Origin of the sequence: Ruminiclostridium herbifermentans (genome assembly GCF_005473905.2) — a bacterium.
GTDB lineage: Bacteria > Bacillota > Clostridia > Acetivibrionales > DSM-1351 > Ruminiclostridium > Ruminiclostridium herbifermentans.
Window position 1 is genome coordinate 1,775,099 of the sequence record NZ_CP061336.1, and the last position, 14,026, is coordinate 1,789,124.

11 protein-coding genes are annotated in these 14,026 nt (G+C 31.1%); 9 read left to right on the top strand and 2 right to left on the bottom strand.

What is annotated here, in order from left to right; translation table 11 throughout:
• Window positions 1-660: 660 nt before the first annotated feature.
• Window positions 661-888: an alpha/beta-type small acid-soluble spore protein gene (locus EHE19_RS07420; protein WP_137696538.1), complete on the bottom strand. Its 228-nt coding sequence runs from the start codon at window positions 886-888 to the stop codon at window positions 661-663.
• A gap of 345 nt (window positions 889-1,233) precedes the next feature.
• Between EHE19_RS07420 and EHE19_RS07425 the strand changes: the two genes are divergently transcribed.
• The 9 genes from EHE19_RS07425 to EHE19_RS07465 all read left to right on the top strand — a co-directional run bounded on the left by EHE19_RS07425 (window position 1,234) and on the right by EHE19_RS07465 (window position 12,272).
• Complete coding sequence (locus EHE19_RS07425; RefSeq protein WP_137696537.1) at window positions 1,234-2,586, top strand: glucose-6-phosphate isomerase; 1,353 nt, start codon at window positions 1,234-1,236, stop codon at window positions 2,584-2,586.
• A 460-nt stretch (window positions 2,587-3,046) separates the two neighbouring features.
• On the top strand, window positions 3,047-3,634 hold the full coding sequence (locus EHE19_RS07430) for a hypothetical protein (RefSeq protein ID WP_137696536.1): 588 nt from the start codon (window positions 3,047-3,049) through the stop codon (window positions 3,632-3,634).
• An 80-nt stretch (window positions 3,635-3,714) separates the two neighbouring features.
• Entirely contained in the window at window positions 3,715-4,989 is a 1,275-nt protein-coding gene (locus tag EHE19_RS07435; RefSeq protein WP_137696535.1) for a bifunctional folylpolyglutamate synthase/dihydrofolate synthase, read from the top strand.
• Between the two features lie 350 nt (window positions 4,990-5,339).
• Window positions 5,340-6,467, top strand: coding sequence for a tetratricopeptide repeat protein (locus tag EHE19_RS07440; protein WP_137696534.1), 1,128 nt, complete (start codon window positions 5,340-5,342; stop codon window positions 6,465-6,467).
• Between the two features lie 327 nt (window positions 6,468-6,794).
• A complete protein-coding gene (locus EHE19_RS07445) occupies window positions 6,795-7,880 on the top strand; it encodes a patatin-like phospholipase family protein (protein WP_137696533.1) in 1,086 nt (361 codons plus the stop codon).
• 158 nt (window positions 7,881-8,038) lie between these two features.
• Window positions 8,039-9,544, top strand: coding sequence for a threonine synthase (gene thrC / locus EHE19_RS07450; protein WP_137696532.1), 1,506 nt, complete (start codon window positions 8,039-8,041; stop codon window positions 9,542-9,544).
• A 204-nt stretch (window positions 9,545-9,748) separates the two neighbouring features.
• Complete coding sequence (locus EHE19_RS07455; RefSeq protein WP_137696531.1) at window positions 9,749-10,189, top strand: ACT domain-containing protein; 441 nt, start codon at window positions 9,749-9,751, stop codon at window positions 10,187-10,189.
• 237 nt (window positions 10,190-10,426) lie between these two features.
• Window positions 10,427-11,674 (top strand): homoserine dehydrogenase, encoded by a 1,248-nt coding sequence (locus EHE19_RS07460; protein ID WP_137696530.1) that lies wholly within the window; start codon window positions 10,427-10,429, stop codon window positions 11,672-11,674.
• A 55-nt stretch (window positions 11,675-11,729) separates the two neighbouring features.
• Window positions 11,730-12,272, top strand: coding sequence for an ECF transporter S component (locus EHE19_RS07465; RefSeq protein ID WP_137696529.1), 543 nt, complete (start codon window positions 11,730-11,732; stop codon window positions 12,270-12,272).
• A gap of 316 nt (window positions 12,273-12,588) precedes the next feature.
• On the opposite strand, the gene EHE19_RS07470 is transcribed toward EHE19_RS07465, so the two are convergent.
• Window positions 12,589-13,992 (bottom strand): hypothetical protein, encoded by a 1,404-nt coding sequence (locus EHE19_RS07470; RefSeq protein ID WP_244648356.1) that lies wholly within the window; start codon window positions 13,990-13,992, stop codon window positions 12,589-12,591.
• Window positions 13,993-14,026: the final 34 nt, after the last annotated feature.

Below are 14,026 nucleotides of genomic sequence, written 5' to 3' on the forward strand. Positions count from 1 at the left end.
AAACCAGATATAGCAAAAAACAAAAGTTACCGCTTAAATAAAATAGAAGAGTTCACGTATGGAATGTAAATAATTTAAAAAGTACTATTTTTTGATTAATAAATAGTCATAAGGAGAAAAGCCTAAGGTTGACCTCTCACCATAGATATCCCACTTTTTTATAAATACTTCCAATGTATTGTTAAAATCTTTGAATGTCATATTTGAATTAATGCTATGCTCCTCTTCGCTTAATCATTAAAGATAAGAAAGCATCATAATAGCTTGAAGAACTGGAGTAGTTATTATCTAGTATGAGTATACACACAACAATGGAAATGGCATATATTATACAAGGCTAACTATGTTGGATGTTACACTACTTAAATTCTTCTCATGTTTCTCATGCTTTTCTCCTTAATAATATGATTTATTACTTGAGTAACACATTAATATAGTTACATAAATTAAATAAAATGAAAATAAAAAACAAAAAATCAATAAAATAGAATTATGTGTTAATTTAATATATATCAAGAGAAAAATAAAAAGTTTAAGATTCTCTGTAATTGTTTATATAAATATAATTTATAAATTATTTACACAAACATTAAGATTTTCTTAAACTTTTTATTTTATGCTTCAGACTTCAAAGCTTTTAAGCAATATTACAAGTAAATACTATTGCTGTGTTATGTTTTGTTCATACATTTCAATCATTTTTTTTACCATCTGTCCACCTATAGGACCGCCCTCAGACCCGTTTTGTCTTGCAGTTAAGTCACCCTTGTAGTGATCGTTATTTTCTTTGCAGTACTGAAGTCTTCCAATTTCAGCTGCACATTCAAGCTTGAATTTTGTTAAGGCATCTCTACTTTCTGGAACTAATGGTTTTTTTGGATTTGACATAATTTTTCTCCTTTTCAAGATAGAATTATTTAACTTTTTAATGATTTTTGTAAAGTTGAATGATTTATAACAACATTAATTGTCTTTGATACTATTGTTGTCAAAAAAATAAATTTCTTACCAAGAAAATATTATTAGAATTGGTTTTAATAAGAAAATATACTTTAAATTCAACAAAATTTGAATACTCATAGACAGAGTTTATTTAAATAAGATTGTTTAAATAGTAAGAAAATAAGTAAAAGTCCATAAAAAAACAGTAATTTAGCTTTTAAATAATGAAATCGAATGATATACTATTAAAGGTAAAATTTATAAATTGAATAGTGCAAATAGGAGGCAGTTATGAATAAAATAACATTTGACAGCTCTAAAGCATCATGCTTTTTGAGTGATTATGAGATTGATTATTTAGAGGGACAGGTTAAGCTTGCACATGATATGCTGCACAATAAAACCGGTGCCGGAAATGATTATGTAGGCTGGGTTGACCTGCCAGTAAATTATGATAAAGAAGAATTTGCTAGAATTAAGAAGGCTGCTGAAAAAATAAAGGCAGATTCAGATGTATTGGTTGTAATTGGTATTGGAGGCTCATACTTAGGAGCTAGGGCAGCAATTGAAATACTTTCACATTCATTCTATAATATGCTTCCAAAGGACAAGCGTAAAACTCCTGAAATTTATTTTGTAGGAAACAATATTAGTTCAACATATGTGGCAGATTTATTAGAGTTAATAGAAGGAAAAGAAATTTCTGTTAATGTAATATCAAAATCAGGAACTACTACTGAGCCTGCTGTTGCATTTAGAATTTTCAAGGAGTACATGGAAAATAAATATGGCAAACAGGAAGCTCAAAAGAGAATATATGCAACTACTGATAAAGCTAGAGGAGCATTGAAAAAGCTGGCAGATGAAGAAGGCTATGAGACTTTTGTGATACCTGATGATGTTGGTGGCAGATTCTCTGTTTTAACTGCTGTTGGTTTATTGCCAATTGCTGTTTCTGGTGCAGACATCGACAAAATTATGCAGGGTGCTTTAGATGCATATAATTTATACAAGGACAGCGATTTTAAAAATAATGACTGCTACAGATATGCTGCAGCAAGAAATGCATTATACAATAAGAATAAAACAATAGAAATAATGGTAAATTATGAGCCATCCCTTCACTTTTTTACTGAATGGTGGAAGCAGCTTTTTGGTGAGAGCGAAGGTAAGGATCAGAAGGGAATATTCCCAGCTGGCGTAGATTTTACAACAGATTTACATTCAATGGGTCAATATGTACAGGATGGACTTAGAAATATATTTGAGACTGTCATAAATGTTGAAAAGGCAAGAAAGAGCATTATAATAAAAGAAGACAAAGATAATGTTGATGGTCTTAATTTCTTAGCAGGAAAAGAGATGGATTTTGTTAATAAGAAAGCCTTTGAGGGTACGCTTCTTGCACATACTGATGGCGGAGTACCCAATTTAATAGTTAATGTGCCCGAATTAAACGAGTACTACTTCGGAAGCATGGTATATTTCTTTGAAAAGGCATGTGGTATAAGTGGATACTTGCTAGCGGTAAATCCATTTAATCAGCCAGGTGTAGAGGCTTATAAGAAAAACATGTTTGCATTGCTTGGAAAGCCTGGATATGAAGAACAGAAAGCAGAATTAGAAGCTAGGTTGGCAAAGTAAGAATAAAAACTTTTCCACAACTACAATTTATTTAGTTGAAAAATATTAGTGGATAATATAGTATAAATAAAATTAAAGAAACTGTCTTAAAACAATGTTTTTGAATTGTTAATTGGGCAGTTTCTTTAATATAGTTTACTTTTATTTTAAAAATTGAAGTTTTATAGTGAAACCTAACATCATATTCTTTTTAGTTGTGCGTGTTAATAATGCTTAGGGCGAAGGACAGGTAAAAAACTAACCTCATATTCTTTTAAGCCCAAATCGACAGGTTTATTTATGGGAATAATTGAAATTATTACCATTATAATATACAATTTTCATAAGGGAAGCTGGAGGGCTTATAAAAAGTATATTTCCTTTTTTATTAAAGCATTTTTATTAATAAACTTCGTTTCCTGGTTAAAATTGAAGTGTTCTTGGATAAAGAGGTAAATAAAAGATACCAAGGAGTAGAAAAATGATCAAAAATATTAAAATAAAATTATCAGATATTTCAAATAAAAGGGATTCTATTTCAAAGTTTACTCTATCGTATTCAGCAAAAAACATGAGTAACTCACAAATAAGTTACGAAATTGTATCTTCATTAAAGGCAGAGAATGATATAATTATTGAGATAAACTGTTCTTTTTTAAAATTAAGTGAGAAGGAAAGTAAATTGCTTTTATCAAGACTTACAAACGAATTAGATAACTTTGGAGTTTTGTACAAAAAAAGAAAAGTATTAGTACACACTAGACGCACAATGCTGTCTATTTCTCTAAAGACTGAAGTAATTGAAGGATTTGAGTTGTTTGCTGTTATACCTGATGAGGTTTGGAAAAATGAAATATTTAGAAGTATTATTCCTAATATGGGTGTTAGATATTATTTACCAACATCAATAAAAGATGTCAATTTAGATGAATTTATTGACTTAGAAGAAGACGAAAGAATTTCCCAATGTAATTTGGTAATTTTTGATTATATATTATCAGGCAGTATGGGAATAAATACTTGTAAGATGAAAAAAGAAGATATTCAAGCATTATTGAATAGAATTTAAATACTAATTTCAATTGACTCCATTGATAAAAACTGATATTGTTTTCTTGCATAATACATATTTGGAGGTAACAATTTACCGTGAACTATGAAGAAGCTATGGAGTACATACATGGTACCCTTAAATTTGGAAGTAAACTAGGTTTGGAGAGAATTGACAAACTAATGGAATTTATGGGGAATCCCCAAAAAAAATTAAGATTTGTTCATGTAGCAGGTACAAATGGAAAAGGGTCTACCACTTCATTTATAAGTAATATATTGATTAGCGCCGGATATAAAACAGGAGTATTTACTTCACCATATATACAGAGATTTACAGAAAGAATCAAAATAAATAATACTGAAATAGAACAACGGGAATTAACAGAAATAATTAATTATGTAAAGTCTAAAATTGACATAATGATTGAAGAAGGATTTGAGAACCCTACAGAATTTGAAATTATTACCGCTGTAGCATTTGAGTATTTCTATAGGAATAACTGCGATATAGTAGTTTTGGAGGTAGGCCTTGGTGGAAGATATGACTCAACAAATGTCATTGAACCGCCAGAGGTATGTGTTATTACTACTATTAGCTTAGATCACACAGACAGGCTTGGAAATACTATTGCTGAAATTGCTTATCAGAAGGCCGGAATAATTAAGCCAAATTGTGATACTGTTATATATCCTCAAAAGCCAGAAGCTGAAAAAGTATTTGAGAAAGTGTGCGAAAGTCAGAATGCTGTATTACACAAAACTTGCTTAGAATCAGTGAAGTTAGTTGAGCATAGCCTAGAGGGGCAATTATTTAATTATAAAAACTATAAAAGTTTGAACATTAGGCTTTTAGGGGATCATCAAATTTTTAATGCTGCATTAGCCATTGATGCATGTGAAATTTTAATTAATAAAGGTTTTAATATTGATTATAATAATATTAAGGACGGTTTATCAAAAACAACATGGCCTGGAAGACTTGAAATAATTAATAAAAAACCTTTGATTTTAATTGATGGTGCACATAATTTTGAAGGCGGGCAGGCTTTGGATGCGGCACTTGACAAGTACTTTGCGGATAAAAACAAAATATTTATTGTGGGCTTCCTTAGAGACAAGGATTATCGAAAGACTATGGACTTGCTGGCTAAAAAAGCAAAGCTAATCATAACAGTAACTCCAAACAATGAACGGGCATTACCTTCTAGCGAGCTTGCTGCGGTTTTAAAGGAATATTCAGGTAATGTTAAGGATGGAATTACTTTAGAGAAGAGCTTAGAGTTAGCATATAATAACATTGATGAGCATAGTATAATTTGTGTTTTTGGATCGTTATATATGATTGGAGAAATAAGAAAATTATATATATGATCAATGCTTTATATGTGAAGTTTTACCGGGTATTTTAGATAAACTAGATTGATAACAATATATGCTTCCAAATTAATGCAATGGGAGCATATAAACATTGGTATACTTCTGGGAACAAAGGATTATAGTTAATTTATCTTTTTATTTTACGTAAAGGATAAATAATATTATTACTAGATGTATTTTCCGATGTAAAGTTAAATTTCATTTTAATTGATTTGCTTGAGGTGGGAATAAGAAATGGTTATCCAGTGTTGCGACTGCCCTAATACGATAATATGGCTGTTTGAAGGAATATGGGCAATAGACATGGGATAAAAGTATTTATACTTTGAAAGGAGCTAATGTTCATGGATCTAAAACAAGAGATAAAAAGCTTCGGACCTATCGACATCGAAAAATTTGCCCCAAATAGTGGAAAAACTGATAAGGTCATAAATTCTGTAGAACTGTATAATAAAGCAATTGAGTATCTAAAATCAGGTAATGAAGATATTGCGATGATTGAACTTAAAAAAGTTGTATCTATTAATCCAGTTTTCTACGAGGCAATAAATCTATTGGGTTTATGTTATGCATGTACAAATCAATTGGATAAAGCAGAAGAACTTTTTAGAAGTATTGTGGAGAAAGAGAACAATGCTATAAAAGCAGCAGATTATCTTAATTTTATTAGTATATCAGAAAATGCTTCTAACAAGAAAATAGTCAAATCAAAAAATAAGTTAGCTAATAATACATTAAAAAAGCAAGTGAAAGAACCCGTACAAAAAAACAGCTATATTTCAAACGATGTACTTGCTGAGAACATCGTATTAGAAAAAATAGGTTCACAGTTAAAAAAACCATTTACTGCAGTAATTTTTAGTGTATTTAGTTTAATTTGCCTTATAGCTGCAATAATTCTTTTTATTGGAACGGCAAAGGAGACGAGAGATGTTGATGCCGCTGAGCAAAACGCTGCAGGGCAACAGCAGCAGGTTATGGCTGAAAATAATTCAGTTGCAGAATTGGATAGATTAAAAGAACAGCTTGAAGCTGCAAACACAAAGCTAAGGCGATATGAGATATCAACTCAAATTTCTCAAATATCAGCTCTATATAATCAAAAAAAATATATTGAAGCTGCAGACAATTTAATGTCTCTTAATGTTGATGAATTTTCGGAAGATTTAAAAGAAAAATATAGTTCAATAAAAGACAAGGTACTTTTAGGTGCTGCTAATCAATTGGTTACAGATGGGAATACGCTTTATAAAAATAAAAAGTATGCTGAAGCAGTTAAAAAGCTTGAAAAGCTATTTGTTCTAGGCGATAATTGGGACTTTGCTGATAAAGCGCTATATATTTTAGGAAAAAGCTACGTTGAAGTTAACGATTTACAAAAGGCTGCTGTAACATATGAGAAGCTCATAAAGGAATATCCTAATTCATCCTATATAAAGTATGCTAAAGAAAGACTTAAAGCAATACAATAGGCTGAATTGAACTTTGCAGGTAAATACAAAGTACTGACTTACTGGTACGCCCGTACAAACTTATCTAAATGGAATTACCACCAAGTAACCCATTTATCTAAGTTGTACTCGCGTACCAGATTTTTTTGCTTGTCAAAACAATAATTTTATTTATTGCTAATTTTATGATGCTTTTATTAATCTGCAACATTTTTCTATATAATATAGCCAATAAACAAGTCTTACTTAAAAAATCAAATACTTAGGATTGTACAATATACTAATTAGCAAATATCAGTAATATATATACATTAGATACATTTCATTATGTTCTGAGGGGATTTGTGAATGAGTGCTGCCAATCGTGCGTTAAATATCGTATTTAGTGGAGGAGAAGTTAATTCAGTTGCTTTTATTGGTGCATATGAAGAACTTGAAAAGAAGTATAGTATTCTTGGGAATATTGCAGGTGTATCTACAGGAGCACTTACTGCTGCGCTAATTGGTGCTGGATATTCAGCAAAAGAGTTAATGAAACTGATAAATGAATTTGATTTTAATAGTTTAAAGCTTAGGGAGGACAAATACTTAGATATATCAATTGCAGATAAAATAAGAAATATGACAGAGAGTAAAAAATTTTTTAACGATAATGATATTTTCACATTATTGCATAAGCAAGACTACCCAGAACTTCAGCTTATTGAGAGGGATAACCAAGATTTTAAGGGGACAAGAGGTAATTTTCTGATAAATTTAATTGCCTTTAGTATAAAGAATGCTTTTTTAAGTGGTGAACTTTTCGAAGAATGGGTGGCAAATCTACTTGCAAGCAAAGGTATTTATACTTTTAGTGATTTTAGAGGGGGAATTGCTGATAAGGTAAATCCACGTGGATACAAGGTAAGAATGACGGCAGTTGATGCAAATATGGGAAAGGTAATTGTTCTTCCAGATGATATTGCTATTTATAATATTGAACCAGATAAACTAGAGGTGGCAAGAGCTGTTAGAATGAGTATGTCTATACCATTTATATTTGAGCCTGTTACTCAAATGAAAAAAGAAAACAATATCATTAAGCCTCATTATATAATTGATGGGGGGGTTTTAGATAATTTTCCTGTTTGGCTCATTGACAGTACTCAATTAAATACTATTATTGGTTTAAAATTGATGGGAAAGTGTGCTAAAGATTTCCTTAAAGATGAAAATTTACTTAAAAAATTGCTCTTTGTATCCCATGATACGGGTGTACCTAAAAATTCATATAATATTGATAACATTGCACATATTATTACTGGAAATCAACCTAGTTTGAATTTTAATAAATCTGAAGATGAACTGGAGTTTCTATATAATCTGGGCAGAACATCGGTACAAAAGCTTATTTATGGTATGCAAAAGAAAAATCAAGTGTGGAGAGTGTTTTAAATAAAGCTATATTAGCTTCAAATTGCTTATATTGAGATTGCATTTTTTTTGGATTTATTATATCATTTAGTCTAATAGGATTTGATAATATTTGTTATTTATAGATTGTAAATTGATCCTAATATCCAAATAGGGTGTTTATTTTGTGGGAGGTAAAAATGTTATATAGAAGTACCAGAGGAAATTGTGCAAGCGTCAGTTCAGCAGAAGCTATAAAGAAAGGACTTGCTGAAGACGGAGGGCTATTTGTACCCGAAAATATAATTCACTTTAGTAATGAGCAAATCTTGAAAATGAGTGAACAAAGTTACCAAGAAAGAGCTTTAAATATATTAGAAGGATATTTAGATGATTATACCTTAAGTGAATTAAAGGATTGTGTCAGTCAGGCGTATACTGCTAAAAAATTTGAATCAGATAGCATAGCACCAATACACAAATTATATGAATCAGTAAATATACTAGAACTGTGGCATGGACCTACAAGTGCATTTAAAGATATGGCACTTCAAATTCTCCCACATTTTCTTGTAAAAGCATTAAAGAAGACAGGTGAAAACAAAGAAATTGTTATACTTGTTGCTACTTCAGGAGATACAGGAAAAGCAGCTCTTGAAGGGTTTAAAGATGTTGAAGGCACAAAGATTATTGTATTTTTCCCAAATCAGGGTGTTAGTGAAATTCAAAGAATGCAAATGGTAACTCAAGAGGGAAATAATACTTTTTCAGTCGCTGTAAACGGTAATTTTGATGATGCACAGAATGGTGTAAAGCGCATATTTAATGATAAAGATGTTATGGCTTTGATGGAGGAAAATGGATATAAATTTTCTTCTGCAAACTCCATAAACTGGGGAAGATTGGTGCCTCAGATAGTTTATTATTTTTCTGCATACGCAGATATGCTTAAGAATAAGGAAATTGAGATTGGCGACAAAATTAACTTCGTAGTACCAACAGGTAATTTTGGTAATATTCTAGCTGCATATTACGCAAAGGAAATGGGTTTACCAATAAATAAGTTAATATGTGCGTCAAATGATAATAATGTTTTAACAGATTTTATTAATACTGGTATATACAATAAAAACAGAGAGTTCAAGAAGACTCTTTCACCGTCTATGGATATCTTGATTTCTAGTAATCTTGAAAGACTTTTATACCTAATTACTGAAGGTAATTCAGAGATGGTATGTGAATGGATGAGCAAGCTAAATACTGAAGGCTCATATGAGGTAGACCAAGAGACAAAAAAGAAAATTCAAAATATATTTTGGGCAGACTATTCAAATGATAGTGATACTCTTAAAACAATTGAGAGTGTGTATTTAGAAACTGGATATGTGTTGGATACTCATACTGCTGTTGCGGTTGATGTATATGACAAATATGTAATTTCAACAAGTGATATTACAAAGACTGTAATAGTTTCAACAGCTAGCCCATACAAATTTAATGAGAGTGTTGTTAAAGCTATTTTAGGGGAGGACGCCATTGCTGGTAAGTCCGAATTTGAACTTTTATCAGTGCTTAATGAAAAGTCTGGACTGAAGATTCCTGAACCGCTTAGAGAACTTAAAGACAAACCAGTTCTTCATAAGGAGACATGTGAGCCTGCAAAAATGATAGATAAAGTAAAAGAAACTCTTAAAATAGAAGCATAAGATATTGTCTTCTGTATATTGTAATAGCAAGATTTCTGTGGTTTTTGCTTTGCAAATAATATTTAAAATTATAGCGTAAAGGTAAAAGATATATTAATCGGATAATTTGATTAATATATCTTTTTTGGTTGCAAAGAAAATTAAAATGTGCTAATATATCACCAAGGGAATACAATTGTACGTATGACACGGACAGGAGGGCGTATGAAACAGGAATCAGTTTTTTTTCTAGTTGATTCGTATATCTTACCTGAAGTATTTTCTAAGGTTATAGAGGTTAAGAAAATATTAAGTACTGGCAAGATAAAAACTGTCAACGATGCTGTTAAAGAGGTCGGAATTAGCAGGAGTGCTTATTATAAATATAAAGACTATATTTTTCCTTTTTACGAAACTTCAAGAGGAAAGGTCTTAACACTTTTTTTTGTAGTTGAAGACTTTTCAGGAATACTTTCAAGCATTATAAATAAAATAGCTTCTGCCAAGGCTAATATCTTAACTATTAATCAGAATATTCCCATTAATGGATTAGCTGATGTAACTGTTTCTATTGAAACCTTTGAAATGAAGGATGATATGCAAAAGTTGATGAGTGAAATTGAAAAAATAGAGGGCGTCAGAAGATGCGAAATATTGGCAAGATAACAGCTTGAAAATTAAGTTTTTAATAAGAATCTAACATTGTGCATTTTCAAGCTCCAAAAACGCAAGCGTTTTTGCTAGTGTATTAATGTTACTGCATATATGGTGCGATTTCAAGCTAAAAAATACAAATGGGTTTTGCTAGTGTAGAGATGTAATTAGATTAGTAGGTTATTAGAGGGGTTAATTAACGTAATAATTTAAGTATATTTTGTGAGATGGTGAACATGGGAGGTAAATATGATTAATGTAGCTATTTTAGGATTTGGGGTAGTAGGATGTGGAGTCGCTGAGGTTCTTAAAATTAACAGTGAAAGCATAGCACATCGTGCAGGTCAAGAAATTAAAGTTAAGTGGATTTTAGACATTCGTGATTTTCCTGACAGCCCTTATGCAGACATTTTAACAAAAAACGCAGATGATGTATTTAATGATGATAGTGTAGATATTGTTGTAGAGACTATAGGTGGGGTAACATTTGCAGCTGATTTTACAAGAAGGGCTTTAATGTCAGGTAAAAGTGTAGTAACTTCAAATAAAGAACTTGTAGCAACACAAGGACCGGAACTTTTACAGTTGGCAAAGGAAAACGGAGTAAGTTATCTCTTTGAGGCAAGTGTAGGCGGTGGAATACCTATTATACGTCCACTTAATCAATGTCTAGCAGCTAACGAGATTAATGGAATTACTGGTATTCTAAACGGAACTACAAATTATATTTTGACTCATATGAAAAAGGATGGAAAAAGTTTTGAAGAAGCACTAAAGGAAGCTCAGAAAAACGGTTATGCGGAACAAAATCCAACAGCCGATGTTGAGGGACACGATACTTGCAGAAAACTTGCTATTTTATCTTCAATAGCGTACAACGAATATGTTAATCCTGAAAATATATACACTGAGGGAATTACAAAGATTACTACAGACGATATGAAATATGCGGAGGCAATTGACAGTGTAATTAAGCTAATAGCTATCAGTAGAAAGGTTAATGGCAAAATTTTTACTAGAGTTAGCCCTGCAATTATTTCAAAAGAACATCCATTAGCTAATGTTGAAGACGTATTCAATGCCATCGTTGTAAAAGGTAATGCTATTGGAGATGCAATGTTTTATGGAAGAGGAGCGGGCAAGATGCCTACAGCAAGCGCAGTTGTAGCAGATATAATAGATATTGCCAAGCATCCAGATTTTGGTACTAACAACGTATGGGTTAGAAATAATGATAACAACATTCTTGCTATTGGAGATAGTATGTCGAAATTCTTGGTGGTAGTTGAGGCTGGTAATATTGAAGAAGCCAAGAAAGATATCTGCACTGTATTTGATCAAGAGTTAAAGTTTGTTGAAATAGGTTCAAAAAATAATCAGTTTGCTTTTATTACTCCAGTAGTTGTGGAGAAAGAGTTAAAAAGTAACATTTCAAGGTTAAAAGAACTGAACTCGATTGATAGTGTATTAAATGCAATTAGAATAGAAGAAGAGTAAAAATGCAAAATTTGCTTTAGACTCTTTACTATTATTTAAGCTAGGGGATTGATAAATGAATAAAATTTCTACAAAAAAACTAGTTGTTAATGCATTAATGACTGCTTTGGTGTTTTTAATTACTTTTTTGCCATTTTTGCATATACCAAGTCCAATAGCACAAGGATATTTTAATGTAGGAGATGCTGTAATTATGATTACAGCAATACTTCTAGGCAGAAAATCAGGTTTTATTGCAGGTGCATTTGGCTCTGCTTTGGCAGATTTGGTATTGGGTGCTTTTATATTTGCTCCTATTACATTCATTGTGAAAGGGCTCGAGGGATATATAGTTGGTGCTATTGCAAATAAAAGTAACAATGATTCAAAATCAGTTATAAGAAGAATAATTGCATTAGCTGTTGGAGTTTTGGTTATGGCTTCAGGGTATTTAATTTTTGAACTTTTGGTATTAAGGTTAATTGATGAAAATTTAGCGCTTATGACTATAGTTTCAGAGTTGCCAGGTAACCTAATCCAAGGAACTATCAGCGCTTTATTAGCATATGTATTCATTACTATAATCAATAGGACTAATATTATATATAAATTAAGATAATTATTAATATTCAACGCGATGTTCTAATTATTTTATATAACACACAGAAAAAATTACTCCTTTACTTATACTTCCGTACAAACTTATTTAAATGGGATACTGCTAAGAAATTTGATAAAACTATATCAAATTTCTTTGACCAAGTATCCCATTTATCTATTCTATACTCGTGTACAAGTATAAGCTATGGTTATAATTTTAGTACAGCTTTAGTTAAATTATTTCTTGTTTTACAACAGGCCATAGCAGACTTAACTGTTATTCGCCAATAAATTGAAACAATTTCTGTTCAGAATCAATTGCACGATGGGCTAATTTAGTTTTTTATGACATCTACATCTATTTCACACAGGTCTTTTGTTACTAATCTAACAGCGTATTCCTTGTGTTTCTTTAATTTTTCTTTATCTAAGCCAACTACTTGAATTCCTGTTCTAGATGGACTTCCAGATAATAAAATATTATCTTCAAATATATGTGCTGCTGACACAGAAAAATTACTTACAAGTAGTCCCACTTGATTTTCACTAATGTCAGGGAATTCCTCAAAAAATCCTAATTCGGCGCACAAATCAAAGGCGACATCCTTATCTGAGGACAGAACAAACAGCTTTTTCATGTTAAGATACATTTTTCGTGGAATATAACACCAATCCTTGTCAGAATGCTTCTTCCATTCGGGATGAAAAATAGGACTAACATACTTTTTATTATCGTATAAAATACTATAGTTTATGGGAGAAGAACAATTTATGGCATTTTCCAAGTCTATAATTTCACTTAATATATTAGCGGTTTGATACCCTCCATTATATTGGAAATATATAGGGCTTGGTGAATCTGAGATATAGTGTTTAAGTTCCTGCTTAAGAATTGTATTCTCGTCTACTATATTACTAACACTGCTCAAATTCAAAAAAGTTTCTTCCACAGCACCAAAATCATCTGTACCATTTGGAACTTGAGGGAAGTTTATGGTTTGATAATCTAGTTCTAACCCTTTTGGAGTACATAATTGTATTGAAAGCTGTTCATCTTCATTTTGGATAGCAATATCATTTGTTTTTATTGATATTATCTGAACGCCTTTTTTTGCAGGAATTCCAGAAAGGACTATTTGGTTTTCCAATTGAACTACTTTCTGCAAATCAAAATTATAAATCATTATATTAATATAGTTCTGGTCATCAATTGACAAAGATGGATTAAATCCTAATTCACCTTCCATATTAAAAATATCATTTGAATTGTCTGGATATATAAAAAGATTATGTCTAGCAGATATTATTTTGCGCGGAAGATACAGCCAACCTTGATAATATGCCTGTTTCCATGTGTCTGAGTAAATTGGGCGAAGATAATCCTCATTTGTATATGTAAAAATAAAAGACAAAGTCTTTCCTTTTTCAAGAACCTCTTTAGGTGTAATTGAAGGAGGTTCACTTGGAGTATATACATCTGAGATTCCTCTTGAACTGTTTTCGAATAATAATTTGCTCTCTGATGGAAGAATACTGGATAATATGCCTTTTAATTGTCTGTTTTCATTTTCAGGTGATATGACTGGCTTAGTTATAGAATTGTCAACCTCTATCACTTGAGCAGTATGAGGATAATTTAGCTTTGAAATAGAAAATGCAGCAAGTATAATAAATAATATTAAAATTATACAAAGAAATAGTTTTTTTCTGCTTGTTATTATAAAAGTAAATCTACTCATATTGACCTCCAACGCCATTCTAGGCATAATATGT

What these genes read in the sequence shown, in the direction of transcription:
- EHE19_RS07420 (WP_137696538.1), bottom strand. Translation starts at nt 888, where the DNA reads ATGTCAAATCCAAAAAAACCATTAGTTCCAGAAAGTAGAGATGCCTTA.
- EHE19_RS07425 (WP_137696537.1), top strand. Translation starts at nt 1,234, where the DNA reads ATGAATAAAATAACATTTGACAGCTCTAAAGCATCATGCTTTTTGAGT.
- EHE19_RS07430 (WP_137696536.1), top strand. Translation starts at nt 3,047, where the DNA reads ATGATCAAAAATATTAAAATAAAATTATCAGATATTTCAAATAAAAGG.
- EHE19_RS07440 (WP_137696534.1), top strand. Translation starts at nt 5,340, where the DNA reads ATGGATCTAAAACAAGAGATAAAAAGCTTCGGACCTATCGACATCGAA.
- EHE19_RS07445 (WP_137696533.1), top strand. Translation starts at nt 6,795, where the DNA reads ATGAGTGCTGCCAATCGTGCGTTAAATATCGTATTTAGTGGAGGAGAA.
- thrC (WP_137696532.1), top strand. Translation starts at nt 8,039, where the DNA reads ATGTTATATAGAAGTACCAGAGGAAATTGTGCAAGCGTCAGTTCAGCA.
- EHE19_RS07455 (WP_137696531.1), top strand. Translation starts at nt 9,749, where the DNA reads ATGAAACAGGAATCAGTTTTTTTTCTAGTTGATTCGTATATCTTACCT.
- EHE19_RS07460 (WP_137696530.1), top strand. Translation starts at nt 10,427, where the DNA reads ATGATTAATGTAGCTATTTTAGGATTTGGGGTAGTAGGATGTGGAGTC.
- EHE19_RS07465 (WP_137696529.1), top strand. Translation starts at nt 11,730, where the DNA reads ATGAATAAAATTTCTACAAAAAAACTAGTTGTTAATGCATTAATGACT.
- EHE19_RS07470 (WP_244648356.1), bottom strand. Translation starts at nt 13,992, where the DNA reads ATGAGTAGATTTACTTTTATAATAACAAGCAGAAAAAAACTATTTCTT.